This is a genomic window from Streptomyces sp. NPDC002265 (assembly GCF_040296125.1).
GTDB lineage: Bacteria > Actinomycetota > Actinomycetes > Streptomycetales > Streptomycetaceae > Streptomyces.
This window is the reverse complement of record NZ_JBEOWS010000225.1, coordinates 1-15,932: the sequence shown is the minus strand read 5'-3', so window position 1 is coordinate 15,932 and position 15,932 is coordinate 1. Positions and strand designations below refer to the sequence as shown.

Below are 15,932 nucleotides of genomic sequence, written 5' to 3'. Positions count from 1 at the left end.
GGGGTAGCAGTGAACGCGGCGGGGTGAGGTGAGTTGAGCGCTCAGCAGACTTTTAATCCATTGGTTGTGGGTTCGAGTCCCACAGGGCCTACCGGTAGGACCCCAGCTCAGTGCACGAATGAGCTGGGGTCCTTCCCGTTTCGACCGGCCAGCACGGGCAGTTGCTGGCCCGCTGCTGGCCCGAAGGGTCGCGAGAATCGAGACCGGGCGACCACCCGCAGGGGTGGCCGCCCGGCTCCGCCTCGGTGTCCTCTCCGGCCCGTCGGCCAAACACCTCGGCGGTCTGTGATGGCCTACGCGATCATTCAATGTAGGCCTACCGCTACAGACAACTTGATCATGAAGCGGCAACGGTTGGCGAGTGCCATCAGCCTCGCCTCCACCCGACTGGGTCCTCGCCCAGCGCCGGGTCGTAGGCGAGCGCATCCGCGCCGTGCGGCTCGACGTGAACCTCACGCAGGAAGAGGTCATGTTGCGCTCCGGTATCGACCGGGCATCCGTCGTCCGCATCGAGCAGGGCCAGCAGGCGCCCACCCTGGATACGCTGATCAAACTGGCTGCGGCCCTCGGCGTCCCGCTCGCTGACCTCTTCCGTTGATCATCCTGGCGGTGTAGGCCAACCCCTACACGCCGCGGGCCTGTCCAATCCGCGCCATGGCGTACATCCGCCACGATGGGCCCGCCGCCGGCGCACGGGGGTGACGCACGGCAGCGGGCCCTGCCCGGCCGGATCGGCGTCCGGCCGGGGTCTACCGGCAACCGTGAGCGCTGCCCAGGTTCTGGTAGTGGTCGCACAGGGCATTGAGGACGCGGGCCAGGCGCCGGGCGAGGGCCGCCTCGCGGGACATCCCAGGGCCGGACTGGAGTGTGAGCTTCATGCGGGCCTCGCCGACGCAGGCGAGCGCGCAGGCCCGGGGAATGCTTTCCTTCCCTTGCCGGGCCGCCATGGCCTCGACCTCCGGGACCATCAGCCGCAGATGGCCACGCAACTGCTCGGTCAAGGTGAGCATGTCGTCGGCCGGCAGGACGTCCTCAAGGTCGAGCGCTCGGCGGGCGGTGTCCCGCATGGTCTCGATGTCGGCTGGGTGCTGCTCTGCCGCTCCGGGCGATGCGGCGGTACGTTGTGGCATGTCGACTCCAACCAGTCGGCCAACCCCCGGGGCCGTTCGCGCGGCCGCCGGGGTTTTCCCATATGCGTGCAGCGTAGACCTAGCTGGCTAGGCTCGCTAGGCATGCTCGTCTCGCCGGGCGAACCTGTCGCACCTAGCTTCGGATCATGGACTGGAAACCGGACGTGCCGCGATGGCGGCAGGTGTACGAGATCCTGGAGGCCCGCATCCTCGACGGCACCTACGCGCCGGGCGCGCAGCTGCCGGGAGTCCTCGCCCTGAATGCCGAGTTCGGCATCGCGCAGATGACCGCGCGCCGGGTGCTCACCGAGCTTCGGGACGCCGGCCTCGCTCAGATGCAGCCCGGCGTCGGGACCTTCGTGACCGAGCTGCCGAAGCCGTAACCCCCGGACAGGACGAAAGCGGCCCCGCCCTCCCGGAGGAGAGCGGGGCCGCGTCAGCGTGCGAAGAGAGCGACGGCGCTTGCTGCGGCGCCAGCCACACCGGTAAGGACGCCGATGGTAGGCAACGGCCAGCGAGCGCGTTCGAGCGTGCGCAGGCGCGTCTCGTGGTCGGCGACGTCCTTGCTGAGGTCGGTCACGCCCTGCCCGATGCTGTCGAGCTTGGTCTCTACCCGGGTCAGGCCGTCGCTCAGTGATCTCAGCTCCTGGTACATCTGGGCGCTGGAGATGAACACGCCCGCCGGGTCCGGGGACGTCACTGGCGGCTCGCCCGGAGCAGCACCTCGACGTCGTCCGTGGACTCGTAGCGCGGCGGGCGCGCGTACCCGAGCAGCAGACCGGCCACCATCGTGAGCCACGCCGGTCCGTGAAGCTTCTCGGTCAGCCGCTCGATGACCCGGAACGCGAGGTAGTACACGGCGGCCACGGCCACGGTGACGCCACCGGCCACCGTGGCGGAGTCGGCCTGGAGTCCCAGCCCGGTCAGGACGGTGATCGCCCATCCGGCGAGCAGCGGCACGACGGTGCGCAGAACGGAAGGAAACAGCATGAGGGGTCCTCTCGGGGAAGGTCAGACGTTGGGGACTCTGAGCGCGGACCAGGACTTGGCGCCGGGGATGCCGTCGGCGCTCGCGCCGGTGTAGCCGAGGTGGCGCTGCCACGCGGCGTATGAGGCCACGTCACCGCTGCCCCAGACGTCGCTGTTGGCCGACGACTTGTAGCGGCCGCAGCCCACGGCGACCAGGCGCTTGTGCATGGCGGCGATGATCGGCGAGCGGCGGCCGGCCTTGAAGAACGAGGCGCCCGGGAACGGCTCGGTCGCAGCGGGCGCGGCCTCGGTCGTCACGAACGCGGGCCAGGAGCCGGGGTCCTGGTGCGTGTTCTCGGGGACGTGGGCGTGCGCGTACCAGCCCGCCTCTTCCTCCCACGTGCGCTCGGACCGGTGCGGGGTGAAGTCATCCGGCCTGCCCATGGGCCAGACGTGCGGCACACCCCAGGAGTGCACCCAGTTCTGAAGTTCGGTCCACCCCTTGCAGGGCGTGGACTTCAGCGTCGGAAAGACCGCGTCGCCAACCCGGCAATATGGGAAGAACAGGGCCTCGATCTGGAGGACCACGCTGCCCGCACGGTTGGTGCGGGTGCCGCCGCTCGCGTCGGCCAGGCTCTTCGAGCGGGAGTCGGCGGGCGTGAACTGCGTGATCCTGCCGGTGAACGGGTCCCAGAGGATGTGCGGGGCGACGCCCTTGCCGGAGCCCGAGAAGTAGGCGCGGAGGTTCTCGTAGGGCACCAGGTCCTGCGGCTTGGCCGCGGTCGCATTGCGGTCCCAGGTGATGTGGGCGATCGCCTTCGCCGGACCACCGTCGGTCGGCGCGTGGTCTCCTATGTCCAGCCGGGTCGCGCCCGGCATCCACAGATCAGGCATTGCAGTCCTCCAGGGTGTGCCAGGACCCCGCCGCGAACGACGGTTCGGCCCATCCGCACGTGCAGTAGCGGAAGGGGTTGCCGTGCGCGTTGGGGTTGCCGCAGGGCTCGGTAGCGGGCGAAGCGTCGCCGTCGTGGAACGGAACGAAGCGGTGGAAGAAGAGGCCGGTCGGGTTGACGACGGCCAGGCCGACTTGGGTCGGGTGATCCGGGTCGCTGTTCTGCTCGGTGACGATCGCGGCTCGACACTGGGAGGTGTACGCCTGGCTGCCGTCAGGCAGGGTCGGGGTGCCGTGGGAGACGTAGTGGACCGTGGCCCCAATGCGAGGCAGCGCCATCAGACACGCTCCGGCCAGGCCCAGCGGCACAGGCCGACGCCCTCGGAGAGGCTCTCGACGAGCACGAGAGACGTGCGCCAGTCGCTTTTCGCCGGGGCTGCGTCGGCGAGGATCCGCACGTTCACCGTCGTGTCGTTCCAGACGCGCGTGATGACGGCGGGCGCCGCGTCGGCGCCGTTGTTCGTGGCGGGGTCCATGGGGACATGGACGATCCGCCCGACGGATGGCTTCTGCATGGGGCCCTCCAGGGCATAGAGAAAGCCCCGGCCGGGCGGCGCGGGGCGACGAGGGGTTACCAGTGCTACGAGGCGGTTTGGTAGATCATGGTGAACCGTCCGATGTGGCCGTTGGCCAGCGTGTCGGGGACGGTCGCGGCCATCGACGAGGACCGGGAGTCCGCCGAGGACGTGGGGAAAGTCGCGTTGAACGCGCTGTTCCCGCCGGTCATGATCGTGCCGCCGTGCCAAGCGCTGACCGCGACCAGACGCGCGGGGCCGGTGTAGTCCATGCCGGACGCCGATGCGAACGGCAGACCGAAGGAGTAGCCGCCGGATCCGTAGGTGGTCGTCGAGCCCATGGCGACACGCACGGCAGCGATGCAGGTCCGGCCGATCTTGATGTACTGCCCGGCCAAAGTGCCGTTGCCGATCGCGGGGTTGCTGCTCGCGGTCCAGGTCGGCGTGTACGACGTCCACGCCGCGAACATGCTGTTGAACTGGTCGCGGATCTCCTGGTTCAGCAGCGCGGCGGTGACGACCTCGCCGACCACCCAGGTGCGCGGAGCGAACGTCACGACGCCTCAGCCTCCTGCACCTTGGCTGCCAGTGACGGACGTACTGCAGCGGCCGCCACCAGCCCCGCCCCGGCGGCGGCCTCGGCGGCCATGCCCTCCAGGTCCGGGTCCGAGCTGTCAGCCGGCCGATCCCAGGCGGGATCGTCGGGGTTCCACCAGTTCCGCTCGTGCGGCAGCTCGTCGGCGACGGAGGCCTCGGCCGCGGCCGGGTCCTCGGGGAAGACGAGCGCAGTCCAGCCGAGGCCGCACTCGGTGCACGCCATCCGCGGGTCCGTCGGAGTCACGACCTGCGCGGAACCGCAGGGGCAGTCGGCCACCCAGCGGTTGTGGTTGATCCGCGCGTAGGCCTGCTGCCCGAGGATGTACCCGTCCGGCTGAGCCAGGCTCCGCTGCTGGCGGTGCTCTGCCCAGCGGAACACCCTCTCTGCCGGAGCCACCAGCGCCCACGCGTCCGGGGGCAGCGGCGCGGGCGGCGTGTAGAACATCTCGGCCCGGACGACCGCGATCGCGATCATGCGCACCTCCTAGTAGGCGAGTCGGGTAGTGGAGCCGAGGACGGAGTACGTGCCGTCGTCCAGGACCCAGATGGCGTCGGTGACCGTCTTCGACGTCATGTACTGGACCGTGTGCAGGTTGTGGCGGATGTCCTCGCGGTAGCCCTCGACCGTCACGGACATCGATGACGCCGGCGCCTGGCTCGGCATGGACGTCACCGTGAACACGGTGGAGATGTCTGCGTCCATGAGCGTGCGGTAGGTCGACAGCCCCATCGAGCTGGCCTGGATCTTGATGCCGCGCAGCTCCAGCGACGGGGTCGCGTACCTCTGCAGCAGCCAGTTGCCGAGGTCGGTGAGGACCAGGTCGGTGGTGGCGAGGGTGTCGACAGTCCGGCCCATCGGCCCGCGAGCCGCCCGGGACACGGCGCTGATCATGCGCTGAGTGCCGCCGCCCGGCCGCGTGAGGGTGACCGTGTTCGCCACCTTCTGGGTGTCGTAGGCCAGCTCGAAATCGTCCGGCTCGAAATCCGCGTAGACCACCGACAGGGCGGAGGCGGGGTTGTAGCGCACGGACCGGCCCTGCAGCGTGACCATCGGCGCGCCGCGGGCCGCGTACAGCTTCCCGGACTCGGTGCGCTCGACGTCACGCAGGTGATCGAGACACGTCCGACCCAGGGCTGCCTGCTCGCCGATGCCAGTGGAGAAAGTCCCGGTGTCGCTGAACTGGAGCCCCGTGTAGGTGACCAGGCGGAAAGCGCGCTCGTCGGCAGTCTCCCCGGAGTACCCAGTCGTGCCAGCGGTGTAATGGCCGATCAGGTCCGACGCCGTCATGCTGGAATCGAAGAAGACGGCCACGCTGCTGACGCTGCCGGCCCAGATGTTGCTACCCAGATGGCTGGCCCCGACCGTCAGCGTGGACAGGTCCTGCACCGTCAGAACGCCCAGGAACGCGCCGATCGACACCCCGTCGACGAAGAAGTCTTTCGTCACCGCGGCGTACACGACGTGGTGCAACTGCCCGTCCGCGAGGTTCACCGCGCCGACCGTGGTCGTCACCGCGGACCCGCCCGGCAGCCGCGACTCCACCGTCAGGAACCCGGTGGCCGTGGCCAGATAGAGGATCAGGTAGCTGCTGTTGTCGGAGCTCGCGATCGTGAGAATGTTGCGGCCCGCCGTCGACGTGGAGAACCACACCTCGAACAGCATGCTGTCCGAGAGCGACGCGTATTGCGCACTGCTGCCCAGCTGGCCGCGCAGGAACTTCCCTGCCGACGCGGAGGCCGGCGCGAACTGGGGTGCACCGCTCATGCCGAGCGGGGCGAGGCCCGAGCCGAATGTAAGGGTGCCGCCGCTGCCTGACTGCGTGACGGCCAGCGACTGCGGGCCGGTCGTGCCCGAGGCGTCACCGCCCGACAGGGAGCCGGTCTCCTCGTCCAACGGGTAGTAGGCGTTCGGGCTCCACAGCAGGATCTCCTGCAACAGCATCGGCCGCATCTGCTCTTCGGCCCGCGACAGCACGCTGAGGACATCCACCGCCGTGACCGTAACGCTGGCGCCGAGTCCGGCCCAACGCACCGGCCACTGGTTGACCAGCCCCCAGAAACGGTTGTGCAGCTGCGCCGCCGACGAGCTGAACGCGGTGGCGCTGCTCCCCTCCTCGACCTGGACGGAGTCGACGTACACGATGTCGCCGGCGGCCGGGGTGGTGGACGGGATCACGTCCAGCGTCATCACTGCGGCGGTCGCCGTGAACGTGGCTGTCAATCTCGTGTAGACGTCGTTGACGGCGGAGGCCGCCGAGGTGACGCCGCCCATCCGTAGCCGCACGGCCACATCGCCCGAGGGCACACGGACATAGACGCTGGCCGTGTACCGGGCGCCGATCGTCAGCCCGTACACCGTCGTCCGCATGTAGTCCGAGGCGCTGGCGTTCCACGCGACTCTCGCCGCGTTCGCCCCGGACTGCACTGTCCCAGCAACGGTGATGACCTCGACGCCGGTCGCCCACAGCCACCCGGCAATGCTGTCGCCCTCGAAGCCCGGGTTCACCACATAGTTGGTGGAGACGGTCGAGACGCTGACCCGGATGGGCACGCCGTCGATCACGTTCGGGAAGTACGGTGAGCCGCTGAATTCCGGGGTGAACCTCCCGTCCGAGTTGTCCAGGGTCAGCGTGCAGGTGCCGACCTGGATGTCCGACAGCTCGTCGGCCGCACCGCGGGTGATGGACACCCCGTTCTTGACGATGTCCACGTACTGGCTGATGTCTGTCCAGGTCCCGCCGGTGGAGACGGCGTCCGTCAGCGTCGTACCGAACGCCGCCTCCACACTCAGCTTGGTCATGCCACCTCCTCAGGCCAGGCCGAGACTTCCGCCACCGGAATCCCGCTTCAGCGCCAGCAGCGTCGTCTGGATCTCCTTGGCGATACCGATCCGGTCGGCCGTAGGCGCCACCTGCACGGTGACCTGCACGACCATCCCGCCACCGCCACCCGCGACAGCAGCCGCCCGGCCAGCAGACGGCGCGATGGCGGCACGCCCGGCGATCCGGCCCGCCACCGTGTCCATGGCGCGGTCAACGTGCGGCAGGCCTGCGACGACGCCGGACGCCACGCCGCGGGCCACGTTGATCCCGTCGGGGATCATCTTCCGGGCGGGCGACTTGATGCCGAGCGCCCGGCGCAGTGCGGTCTGCATGGACTTGGCCAGCTTGACCATGGTCGCTTCCAGGGACTTCTCCTGAGAGAGCAGCCCGGTGAGGAAGCCTTGGCTGGCCTGCTTGCCGCTGTCGTACAGCGCGTCCGCCCCAGTCCTGCCCAGGGCGGTGGTGCTCTTGTCGATCTGCGTCTGAACCGAGTTGATCGAAGCGAACGTGGCCTTGTCCGCACCGACCAGTGCCGAGGCGTAGGCGAAGCCTGACTCTGGCCCCATGTTGAGGATCTGCCGCAGCAGGCTCTTGCTCAGCCCCTTCTTCGCGAGGATCCCGATGTAGCGGGTGAACTGGCCGATGTTCGCCAACTTCTCGGCGAGACCGGCCTTGATGGTGCCGGCCGACACCTGGTCCGCCTCGATGCCGAGGCTGCCCAGGCTCGCGCCTTCCCGCGCGCTGCGGGTGGTGTCGCTCGCGAAGCTCTTCGCCGCAGCGATCGTCGACGCAATCGCATCCCGCTTCTTCGCCGCCGCCAGCAGCTTGGCCGTCTGCTGGTCGACGTACTTGACTAGCCCCGATTCCTTCTTGCCGGAGAACGCCGTCCGGATGTCCTTGACCAAGTCCTTCGACACCGACTTGATCTTGTCCTGCGTGCCGGTGAGCCCGACGACCAGGCCCTTGCCGATGTCCGCCGCGAGCGCCTTGGTCTTCTTCGACGGCGAGGCGATCTGCATCTTCTCGCGGATGCCCGCCTCGACCTCGGCGGCCATCGCCCGGGCCGCCGCACCCACGGTGGCAGCCGATCCGTACATGCCCGCAGCCAGGCCCGCACCGGCCATTGCGCCGGCCGCCTCGGTGCTCGGGCGGATCATCGACAGGGACGTGCCGTGGTCGAAGATCCGCTCGCTGCCGTCGAACGACATCAGCTCCGGGCCGTGCTCGCCGACCCACGCGACCTCGCCCGGCCGGGGCTTGCCGCCGCCCGCATAGCCGTTCAGCTTCGCGTTCGCGCGCCCGGCCGTGCCCTCGACGCCGAGGGTGTGCTGCACGGTCGTGATGGTGACGGTCTTGTTGCGCACCTTGTCGATGGCGGCCTTGATGTTCTTGGCCACCTGGCTGGCCTTGTCCCGGACGGACAGGTCGATCGCCTTGTCCTTCAACGCATCCCTCGCGCGTTGGACGGCGGCGATGTTGGACTTTGCCGTGCCGGTCTCGGCCGAGACCTTGAAACGCCCGTCCTTCATGTGCGTGACCGTGAACCCGAGGTCACGCAGCATGGAGGCCGCATCCTTGGTGAGGGCCTCGACGGTGACGGACTTCTTGTTCGGCGCCTTCTTCATGGCCGCGATCACGGCGTCGAAGTCCCGGACAGCGTCCTCGGTCCGCATCTCCAGCCGCATGCTCGGACTCGGCATCGTCAGCAGCGTGCTGGCCAGCCGCTCCGCTTCCTTGCGGTTGCCTGTGATCGCCACGATGTTGTCGACGAGGGTCTTGCGGCCCTTGTCGTAGATCCCGGACACCGTCTCCCACGTGGCGCCGTTCTCGCGAGCCTTCGTCGCAGCGTCCTCGGTGGCGGCCGCCACCGCGCTGAGCGCGTCCCGGTTTGCGCGGCCCTTATCGGTGCCGACGTCGAGCGTCTTCCCGTTGTCCTTCAGTGACTTGGTGACGGCATCGACCGCGGCCTCGAACTTGGTCTCGGCGTCGAACGCGCTGCGGTGGGTCTCGCTGAGCGCGACGATTGATTGCCGCAGGCCGTCCGCGCTCAGGCGCTGCGCGTTGAGCTTCTGCTGCACGGTCTGCGCCTGGGCACCGAAGATGCCCATCGAGTCCGCCGCGAGGTCTTGCTCGAACTTCGCATCAGCCAAAGCCGACCGGTAGTCGCCGAGCTCGCTGGTGAACTTGCTGGTGTCGCGGCCGCCCTTGCCGTACTCCGCCGTCAGCCGCTTGAGAGCGGCCGCGGCCAGGTCGGCGTTGCCGTTCTTCACCAGGTTGGCGAGGCCCTTGTCGATGCTGTCGAGGTCGCCTTTGGCGTTCTTCGTAGGGGTCGAGTCCCAGTCGGTGAGGCCACCCAGGCTGACCAGCCATTGCTGCACCTTGTCGGTGGTGCTCGGGTCGGTGAGGGACCGCACGCTGTCGTACAGGCCATCGAGGTCTTTCCCGAAGGCCTTCGACGCCTCGCCCGTGACTTTGCCCGTCGAGCCGAGGCGGCGCAGGGACTCGGTGAGCTTGTCGACGTCCGGCGGAACGTGCTTGCTCCGCTCGCCGAGTTCGGAGATGGCGAGGAGCGCGAGGCCGATTCCGGTCCCGGCCAGGGCGACCTTCGCCGTGCGGCTGAGGGCGAGGACCGCAGCCCGGACGGCAGCGAGCCTGCCTGGCGCCGCGGCGGCCGCCGTGTTCATTGCGACCAGCTGGACGCCGAAAGCAGCGAGGGCGCTCCGCGCCGCAACCAGCCCGAGGGCAGCGGCCTTGGTCAGCTTCAGCGCTAGCGCCAACTGAAGGAATGCTGCGATCGCTGAGGGCGGCACGGCCGACACCAGGCGCGCCGCGGCGTCGATGATCTGCAGGAGGCTCACTCCGACGCCGCTCGCTCCGTCCAGGACGTGGATGAGAGCCTCGGCCACACTGCGCAGGACGGACGCCACTACCGGGCCCTGAGCACGAGCCCACGCCATGAACTCCTGGACCTTGCCTCCGCCTCCGCCGCTGTCCGCGACGCGCAGCAGGTGCACGATCTGATCGGTCACCCCACGCAGGGTGCGCTGCGCGAAGTTCGTGAACCGGCTGTTCAGTGCGTCCAGGCCGGGCGAGGCCATCTCGCCGCCGACGATCGTCACGAGCCGGTCGGCCTGGCTCGACGCCGCCTTCACCAGTCCCGACGTCTTCGGCAGCAGCGCGTTGAGGATGGCGAGACCCTTGGTGACCGGCACCATCGTGTCCCCGGCCAGCGAGTCGGACCAGCTCTTGTACGAGTCCTTCAGCATGCCGAAGGCGATCGCCGCGCGCCGGGTCTCCTGCGGCAGCGCCTCCAGCGAGGCCAGGGCAGCAGACTCTGCCTTGGCGGCCTCCGCGCTGTGGGCTCCGGATTTCGCGACGGCGGTGTCGAACTTCTTCTGAGCGTCGGCGGCATCGGAGAGGGCGCCGATCTGCGGTGCGATTGCCGCACCCATCGCAGCCACCGCCACCGCGACCGTGCCCGCCCCTGCAGCGAGCGGAGCCAGCGACGCAGCCGCCGGGATCGCCGCCGGAGCGAGCAGGCGGGTGACCTTGCCGAGCTCCTCGACAGCCTTACCGCCGGCCTCTGAATCGCGGCTCATCCTGGACAGGCGGCGCGCGAGCCGGTCGGAGGCGTCGCCCGCCCGGTCCAGCATGTCGCTCAGGTGGTCCCGGCCGGTGAGGATGAACGTCATCGACGGCACGACTAGCCACCGCCTTCCGCCTGTAGGGCTGCCTGGTGCCGCTCAATCCAGGCGGTCAGGATGTGGAAGTCGTCGACGAGGAGGTCGTCGACTCCGGCTGGGGGGATGTGGAGGAGGTGGGCGAAGAGTCCGAGGAGGGAGTCTCGGGCGTGCTCGATGTCGGGGTCGGGCTCGAAGCGGGCGCCTCCGCCTCCGGCTGCGGTTCCTCTTTTGGGCCCTTCTCCGCGGCCAGCCTGTCGACCAGCCGGGCCGCGTACTCAGGGTCGACCGCGACGTCCTCGATCCGGCCGTGGAGGATGCGCGCGACATCCTCGCGACTGATCTCGTCGTTGGCGTCCCCGGCCGCGAAACTGGCCTCGACGTACCGCTCGACCTCCTTGTTGCTCATGCGCGAGGTCATCTCGGTCACGCCCGGGTCGAATTCCCCGAACCGCAGTGACGGGTTGGAACGCTTCTTGATGACCCAGACGACCCCGCGCATGGCGTCCAGGTCGTCACGCTCCAGCCCTTCCAGGATCTCCTGCCACCGCATGTCGACGGTGCGCTGCACGATCGACGCCTCAGAGACTTTCAGCGTGGAGGCGTCGTAGTGCTCGGGCTCGCCGCCCTCGGGCGTGTACACAACGATCACGGGTTGGGGCTCCTACTCCAGGTGCCGGCGCACGTCATCGGCGACGCGCGCCACTTCACGGGTCATGCGGTCCGTGTGGTTACGGACGGTCCGGGTCCACCAGCCCGGGGTTGCGGTCTGCTGCACCCATCGCCGCTTGTTGCCGAACACGGGGTGGCGCAGCCTGCCTTCGTCGAGGCGGTTCAAGACGCCCGGTGTGATGTCGCTGGGCAGCAGGGACCGGTCGATCCAGATGCGGGCGCCAGGGTCCCCGGTGGTGCGCACTGAGATGCGGATCGCTGCGGCGATGGACGCCCGGAAGGGGCGCGTCGTGGGCGAGGGGCCGCCCCTCTTCCCGGCCGACCGGGACTGCGAGGTGATCGCCAGGTGCCGCATGCTGTCTTGCAAGTCGTTGCGCAGGGGTTCTGCGGCGCGGCGGATGCGCCGGGTGAAGGACTGGCGGATGTTCTCGTGCCCGGCCCGGCGCAGCCGCCTGGAGAGGCCCAGGAGCTGGCCGGTGCCGGTGATGCGGACGTTGCTCACCATGAGGTCACCTCACAGCGCGGTGTCCGTGCTCATGTACTCGATCTTCGGCAGGTTGGTGCCGTCGTACAGAGCGGTGAAGTTGAAGCTGGGCTTCACGACACCGAGGCCGTCGACGACCGGCGGACCCTCGTCCAGCTTGATCGCGGGCAACGTGATCCTGAAAGTCTCAGCGAAGGTGCTCGCGATGATCGGGCCGATGAACTCCCAGACCAGGGACGTGGCGCCGTCGCTGGTGTGCAGGTCGTCGAGGGTGGTGGCGACGTAGTCCGTCTCCAGCGTCCCGGTGATCTTCACCAGGTCATTGGAGATCGGTTCCTTCTTCAGCGCCGCGGCGTTGGCGTAGAACCTCTCCGTGTCCTGCGGCCTCTCGATCTTCACCGACACCTTGCGGATGCCGTCCAGCGCCGTCTCCGTGCCGAAGGTGCCGGTCTTGACCGCCATCTGCCCGAAGTGGAACGGGCTCATGGACGGGTACGAGGCCGACGCCAGGGTCTGCGTCTCGTCGGAGTCCTTGCCGTCGAACTCGAACGAGCCGGTGAGCATGCCGCCCACCTCGCACGCGAACTCGCCGCTGGTGACCTTGCAGCCCAGGAAGGTCTTGTCCGTGACGACGCCCGTCGTCAGCGGCACTCCCTTCTGGATCGTCAGGCTCTTGCCCGCCGTGTCCGCCAGGGTGTGGGTTTGCAGGTACGCGGTGGTGGCGGTCTGCTGCGCCGGCGTGACCGTTGTGCCCATGAGCGCCTGGAGCAGGAGCCCCATCGACTTGTTGGTGACCTCGAAGTCGATGCTGCCCTGTACCTCCTTGCGCGTCAGAACGCGCCGGGCCGACAGCCCCAGCAGACGACCGGCCGCGATGCCCGCGGACTGTGCGGTGGTCTTCTTCAGCGCGAGCGATTCCTTCGTGAACTCGATGAACTTGCTGGAGGCCACGAACGTGCCGTAAGTCGTCTCGGCCGCGATGCCGAGCTGTGCGCCGAGTCCGGATCCGATCGCCATGGATCAGCCCTCCTTCTGCGGCGACGGGGCCGCGGTCTTCTTCGAGGCCTTCGCCCCGGGCTCTTCGACGGCCTCCCAGTTCGTGGTCTGGCAGACGTAGCCCTCGAACCGGTCGTCGGGGACCTCGACGACCGCGTCAGGCTCGACGGTCCGGCCCAGCTCAGGCACGGTCACCTGCTCGGGCCCCAGGTAGCGCACACGCGCCATGGCTTGCCTCCTCCTCAGATCCGGGCGTGACAGGACACCGTGAAGCCCAGGGCCACCCGCGCACCCTGGTCGGTGAAGTACTGGCGCAGCTGGGCGCGCGTGAGATGCGCCCACAGGACAGCGCCGTTAAGGGTCGGTGCCTCCGGATTGGAGTTCGTGGCCCTGAGCGCCTGCTCGACGACGCCGAGGATCGCGAAGGCCCGCTCGCGCACCGTCGCGAACCCGTCGTCGCCGGACCAGACGTCGATGACGGAGACGATGCTGAACTCCTCATCTCGCGTCCTGGCGCCGGCCGAGTTGAAGTCCTGGGTGGTCTCGGCGGCCGCGTCCTCGCTGCCCGGCCAGCCCACGGCCAGGAAGTCGGCGGTGGCCTCGTCGGCGGTGGGCGGCCCGTCGATGATGTCCACGTCGTCCAGGCCGTCGGCGGCGCGCAGGATCTCCAGCAGCGCGGCGATCGCCCGGGGCAGGGCGGAGGTCGTCATCTATCCCACCCCCGGGGGAAGCCGGTCCGCGTCGAGCAGCTGCATCGCGCGGTTCGGGATCGCGAAGCCCAGGCCGGGGATCGGCTCGGTGACGTCGTAGTCGTCGGTGCCGCGCTGTGGCCGGCCGGGGCCCTGCCGGGTCCGCCACAGGTGCTGAAGGATGATTCGGGCGGCGCCGCGGATGTTCGCCGTGACGATGCTCCGGCCCACGACGTAGGTGAAGCGCAGCGGCCCGTACAGCGTGCCGCCGTCCAGGCGGGTCACCAGGCCCGTCGTACCGTCCAGGTGCAGATCGTCCACGTCGTAGGACGTGCCGCCGGTCACGAGTGCTGCGACGCTCGTGAGTTCCACGGCCGGAACGAGCGTCAGCGCCACGGCCCGGGCGCTGGTGAAGCGGGCGTCCTCGACGACGGTGCGCATTGCCACCGGGCCGACGAACTGTTCCACGGCCCGCGTGCACGCCTCGTTCCAGTCGCGGATCTCGTCGTCGTCGCGGGTGTCGGTCTTCTTCAGGTGCCGCTTGGCCTCCAGGAAGGACAAGATCGTCGGCGGCACGGCCTCCCGGACGTCGAAGACGTCCGTGTAGGCGCCGGCGTTGATGCCGGTGGCCACCCACCGCACCGCGTGCCGTCCCGGCTGCACGGTCAAGTAGTCGTAGGCGTACACGCCGGTCGCGGCCGGGGCGACCGGATCCACGGTGAGCGTGGTCCGGTCCGGCAGAGTGATGGTCACGGCCATCGATCCGGCGTTCGCCGGACTGCCTGACGCGTCTGTCACGGTCGTGCCGAGCGGCACCATCGCGCCGAGGTCGAACGCCACGTCAGCCTCCCTCCAGCGACGGCGCAGTGCGCGGGTGCGGGCTGAGATGACCCACGGCCGCGCTGCCCGGGCCGCACTGCCCGGGCCGGGTGATGTTGAGGTCGTCGAACTCGGCGAAGTCGTCCAGGCCGCTGCCGCGGTGTGCGGCGAGGACGAGTTCGAGCGCGGTGCCGGACACCCAGGCCGGTGAGGCGGCAGTGCGGCGGGTGGTCCACGTGACGCCGTCCGCGGAGGTCTCCCAGTACAGGGATCCGGCCGATTCCCGCAGCCGCACCCACGCGTGGTCGCTCGGCGAGTAGGTGAGGGCGACCTCGGCGGGATCCGCGTAGCCCGTCCGCGAGACCAGCCGCAGCGTGCCGGTCACCGCGTTGAGGCTGAATCCGGCATCCGTGCCGCCGGTGCCGCTCAGCACCAGGACTTCCGCCAGGGCTTCGTCGGTGGCGCCTCCGGCGGCCGGTGGGTGGACGCGGCAGGCGACCTGAGCCGAGGCCAGGCTGTAGGCGGAGGCCGTGGCGTAGGCGGCGTATCCGGTCGTGCACGGCACCCGGGCCCGGCCGTCGGCCTCGGCGATGTCGCCGTAGGACCCGGACCACAGCACTGGGTCCCGGACGCCGTCGTCGAAGTCGTCGGCCAGGAGACCGAAGCCGGGCACGGCGCTACGACTGCGACGCCAGGGCGAGGACGCCCTTGCGCTTCTGGCCCTCGGCCTCGACGGCCAGGACTCGGGCGCGTTCCTCGTCGTCGGCCGTCTTCAGATACTCGATGACCTCAGGTGCCGTGTGCTCGCCCGGATCGAAGAGCTCGCCGTCGTCGGTGGTGGCCGGGTCCGGGGCGGGCGGGGTGAGGGTGCGCGCCTCGCCCGGGTTCGCAGTCGCCTGCTCGACGACCGCGCCCGAGGCCGAGGCCCGCCGGCCAGCCTGCTGGCCCACGTGCACGGCCACATCCTCGAAGTGGATGCGCGTCTCGCGGCTGTACGCCGGGTCGTCGGTGGAGACGAGCTCGCCGGCCGCGATGACCCGGGTGATGCCGTCGATCTCGGTCGCGAACGGCTCGCGGCACCGCTTGATCTGTGCTGCCATCGTCTCGCTCCTCAGTGGGACGCCGGACGACGCCGGGCCCCGGACATGACGCACGTGGCGCCGAACGTTCCGCCCGACGTGGCGCCGGATGTGGTGGCGACGATCCGCACGTACCGCTGCGGCCCGATGTAGCCGACCTCGAACGTCTTGTCGTCGTCGGTCAGGGCGACGGTGGGCAGCGACCCCTGGAGGTTCGAGGTGTCCACCGCGGTCCAGGTCGAGTTGTCCGGGCTGTCCTGCATGGTGATCGCCACCGAGCCGTCGGTCATTACGCCCGTGTGGATGATGAACATGGCCGAACGGAAGGCGTTGTTGTTGTAGTGCCGGTCGACGGTCAGGCCGTTGACGGCCCCGTTGGTACGGGTTGCCACGGCCAGAGCGGGCCGGGCTACGCATTCGTTGTAGACGCTCCTGCGCATGAGGTCCTCCTCTCTGGAAACGGGCGGGGGCCAGAGGAGTACCTCTGGCCCCCGCCCCACCCCCCCCCCCAGGCAGACCACCCAGAAG

At 69.4% G+C, this 15,932-nt stretch carries 21 protein-coding genes; 2 read left to right on the top strand and 19 right to left on the bottom strand.

All coding sequences use genetic code 11. From position 1 onward, the window contains the following. Window positions 1-361: 361 nt before the first annotated feature. Entirely contained in the window at window positions 362-598 is a 237-nt protein-coding gene (locus ABT085_RS31130) for a helix-turn-helix domain-containing protein (protein WP_351615285.1), read from the top strand. A 151-nt stretch (window positions 599-749) separates the two neighbouring features. Here ABT085_RS31130 and ABT085_RS31125 read toward each other — a convergent pair whose 3' ends face one another. Continuing rightward, window positions 750-1,130 (bottom strand): DUF6415 family natural product biosynthesis protein, encoded by a 381-nt coding sequence (locus ABT085_RS31125; protein WP_351615283.1) that lies wholly within the window; start codon window positions 1,128-1,130, stop codon window positions 750-752. A 146-nt stretch (window positions 1,131-1,276) separates the two neighbouring features. Between ABT085_RS31125 and ABT085_RS31120 the strand changes: the two genes are divergently transcribed. Then, window positions 1,277-1,513 carry a GntR family transcriptional regulator gene (locus ABT085_RS31120; RefSeq protein ID WP_351615280.1) on the top strand — a complete coding sequence of 79 codons (237 nt, stop codon included), beginning with the start codon at window positions 1,277-1,279 and terminating at the stop codon, window positions 1,511-1,513. 53 nt (window positions 1,514-1,566) lie between these two features. Here ABT085_RS31120 and ABT085_RS31115 read toward each other — a convergent pair whose 3' ends face one another. The 18 genes from ABT085_RS31115 to ABT085_RS31030 all read right to left on the bottom strand — a co-directional run bounded on the left by ABT085_RS31115 (window position 1,567) and on the right by ABT085_RS31030 (window position 15,844). Beyond that, a complete protein-coding gene (locus ABT085_RS31115) occupies window positions 1,567-1,806 on the bottom strand; it encodes a hypothetical protein (protein WP_351615277.1) in 240 nt (79 codons plus the stop codon). 20 nt (window positions 1,807-1,826) lie between these two features. Next, window positions 1,827-2,120, bottom strand: coding sequence for a hypothetical protein (locus ABT085_RS31110; RefSeq protein WP_351615274.1), 294 nt, complete (start codon window positions 2,118-2,120; stop codon window positions 1,827-1,829). A gap of 21 nt (window positions 2,121-2,141) precedes the next feature. Beyond that, window positions 2,142-2,993, bottom strand: coding sequence for a peptidoglycan-binding protein (locus tag ABT085_RS31105; RefSeq protein WP_351615272.1), 852 nt, complete (start codon window positions 2,991-2,993; stop codon window positions 2,142-2,144). Continuing rightward, window positions 2,986-3,330 carry a hypothetical protein gene (locus ABT085_RS31100; RefSeq protein WP_351615269.1) on the bottom strand — a complete coding sequence of 115 codons (345 nt, stop codon included), beginning with the start codon at window positions 3,328-3,330 and terminating at the stop codon, window positions 2,986-2,988. The genes ABT085_RS31105 and ABT085_RS31100 overlap by 8 nt, the downstream gene beginning before the upstream one ends. After that, window positions 3,330-3,566 carry a hypothetical protein gene (locus ABT085_RS31095; protein ID WP_351615267.1) on the bottom strand — a complete coding sequence of 79 codons (237 nt, stop codon included), beginning with the start codon at window positions 3,564-3,566 and terminating at the stop codon, window positions 3,330-3,332. The genes ABT085_RS31100 and ABT085_RS31095 overlap by 1 nt, the downstream gene beginning before the upstream one ends. 65 nt (window positions 3,567-3,631) lie before the next feature. After that, window positions 3,632-4,123, bottom strand: coding sequence for a hypothetical protein (locus ABT085_RS31090; RefSeq protein ID WP_351615265.1), 492 nt, complete (start codon window positions 4,121-4,123; stop codon window positions 3,632-3,634). After that, window positions 4,120-4,638: a hypothetical protein gene (locus ABT085_RS31085; RefSeq protein ID WP_351615263.1), complete on the bottom strand. Its 519-nt coding sequence runs from the start codon at window positions 4,636-4,638 to the stop codon at window positions 4,120-4,122. The genes ABT085_RS31090 and ABT085_RS31085 overlap by 4 nt, the downstream gene beginning before the upstream one ends. Window positions 4,639-4,647: 9 nt before the next feature. Continuing rightward, window positions 4,648-6,963, bottom strand: coding sequence for a LamG-like jellyroll fold domain-containing protein (locus ABT085_RS31080; protein WP_351615260.1), 2,316 nt, complete (start codon window positions 6,961-6,963; stop codon window positions 4,648-4,650). Window positions 6,964-6,972: 9 nt separating this feature from the next. Continuing rightward, complete coding sequence (locus tag ABT085_RS31075; RefSeq protein WP_502982840.1) at window positions 6,973-10,686, bottom strand: hypothetical protein; 3,714 nt, start codon at window positions 10,684-10,686, stop codon at window positions 6,973-6,975. A 55-nt stretch (window positions 10,687-10,741) separates the two neighbouring features. Further along, on the bottom strand, window positions 10,742-11,317 hold the full coding sequence (locus ABT085_RS31070) for a hypothetical protein (RefSeq protein WP_351615257.1): 576 nt from the start codon (window positions 11,315-11,317) through the stop codon (window positions 10,742-10,744). Between the two features lie 12 nt (window positions 11,318-11,329). After that, window positions 11,330-11,842: a hypothetical protein gene (locus ABT085_RS31065; RefSeq protein ID WP_351615254.1), complete on the bottom strand. Its 513-nt coding sequence runs from the start codon at window positions 11,840-11,842 to the stop codon at window positions 11,330-11,332. A gap of 9 nt (window positions 11,843-11,851) precedes the next feature. Next, entirely contained in the window at window positions 11,852-12,838 is a 987-nt protein-coding gene (locus tag ABT085_RS31060; RefSeq protein ID WP_351615251.1) for a phage tail tube protein, read from the bottom strand. 3 nt (window positions 12,839-12,841) lie between these two features. Beyond that, window positions 12,842-13,045, bottom strand: coding sequence for a hypothetical protein (locus tag ABT085_RS31055; protein ID WP_351615248.1), 204 nt, complete (start codon window positions 13,043-13,045; stop codon window positions 12,842-12,844). A gap of 14 nt (window positions 13,046-13,059) precedes the next feature. Then, the gene (locus ABT085_RS31050) at window positions 13,060-13,527 is read right to left on the bottom strand and encodes a hypothetical protein (protein ID WP_351615246.1); all 468 of its coding nucleotides are present in this window, start codon (window positions 13,525-13,527) and stop codon (window positions 13,060-13,062) included. Beyond that, complete coding sequence (locus ABT085_RS31045; RefSeq protein ID WP_351615243.1) at window positions 13,528-14,346, bottom strand: hypothetical protein; 819 nt, start codon at window positions 14,344-14,346, stop codon at window positions 13,528-13,530. A 1-nt stretch (window position 14,347) separates the two neighbouring features. Next, complete coding sequence (locus tag ABT085_RS31040) at window positions 14,348-14,998, bottom strand: hypothetical protein (protein WP_351615240.1); 651 nt, start codon at window positions 14,996-14,998, stop codon at window positions 14,348-14,350. Between the two features lie 4 nt (window positions 14,999-15,002). Next, on the bottom strand, window positions 15,003-15,425 hold the full coding sequence (locus ABT085_RS31035; RefSeq protein WP_351615238.1) for a hypothetical protein: 423 nt from the start codon (window positions 15,423-15,425) through the stop codon (window positions 15,003-15,005). An 11-nt stretch (window positions 15,426-15,436) separates the two neighbouring features. Further along, on the bottom strand, window positions 15,437-15,844 hold the full coding sequence (locus ABT085_RS31030) for a hypothetical protein (RefSeq protein ID WP_351615235.1): 408 nt from the start codon (window positions 15,842-15,844) through the stop codon (window positions 15,437-15,439). Window positions 15,845-15,932: the final 88 nt, after the last annotated feature.

Bases quoted from the DNA above. Each gene is read 5' to 3' on its own strand.
- ABT085_RS31060 (WP_351615251.1), bottom strand. From the start codon at position 12,838: ATGGCGATCGGATCCGGACTCGGCGCACAGCTCGGCATCGCGGCCGAG.
- ABT085_RS31100 (WP_351615269.1), bottom strand. From the start codon at position 3,330: ATGGCGCTGCCTCGCATTGGGGCCACGGTCCACTACGTCTCCCACGGC.
- ABT085_RS31035 (WP_351615238.1), bottom strand. From the start codon at position 15,425: ATGGCAGCACAGATCAAGCGGTGCCGCGAGCCGTTCGCGACCGAGATC.
- ABT085_RS31050 (WP_351615246.1), bottom strand. From the start codon at position 13,527: ATGACGACCTCCGCCCTGCCCCGGGCGATCGCCGCGCTGCTGGAGATC.
- ABT085_RS31080 (WP_351615260.1), bottom strand. From the start codon at position 6,963: ATGACCAAGCTGAGTGTGGAGGCGGCGTTCGGTACGACGCTGACGGAC.
- ABT085_RS31055 (WP_351615248.1), bottom strand. From the start codon at position 13,045: ATGGCGCGTGTGCGCTACCTGGGGCCCGAGCAGGTGACCGTGCCTGAG.
- ABT085_RS31085 (WP_351615263.1), bottom strand. From the start codon at position 4,638: ATGATCGCGATCGCGGTCGTCCGGGCCGAGATGTTCTACACGCCGCCC.
- ABT085_RS31120 (WP_351615280.1), top strand. From the start codon at position 1,277: ATGGACTGGAAACCGGACGTGCCGCGATGGCGGCAGGTGTACGAGATC.
- ABT085_RS31095 (WP_351615267.1), bottom strand. From the start codon at position 3,566: ATGCAGAAGCCATCCGTCGGGCGGATCGTCCATGTCCCCATGGACCCC.
- ABT085_RS31065 (WP_351615254.1), bottom strand. From the start codon at position 11,842: ATGGTGAGCAACGTCCGCATCACCGGCACCGGCCAGCTCCTGGGCCTC.
- ABT085_RS31105 (WP_351615272.1), bottom strand. From the start codon at position 2,993: ATGCCTGATCTGTGGATGCCGGGCGCGACCCGGCTGGACATAGGAGAC.
- ABT085_RS31030 (WP_351615235.1), bottom strand. From the start codon at position 15,844: ATGCGCAGGAGCGTCTACAACGAATGCGTAGCCCGGCCCGCTCTGGCC.
- ABT085_RS31110 (WP_351615274.1), bottom strand. From the start codon at position 2,120: ATGCTGTTTCCTTCCGTTCTGCGCACCGTCGTGCCGCTGCTCGCCGGA.
- ABT085_RS31125 (WP_351615283.1), bottom strand. From the start codon at position 1,130: ATGCCACAACGTACCGCCGCATCGCCCGGAGCGGCAGAGCAGCACCCA.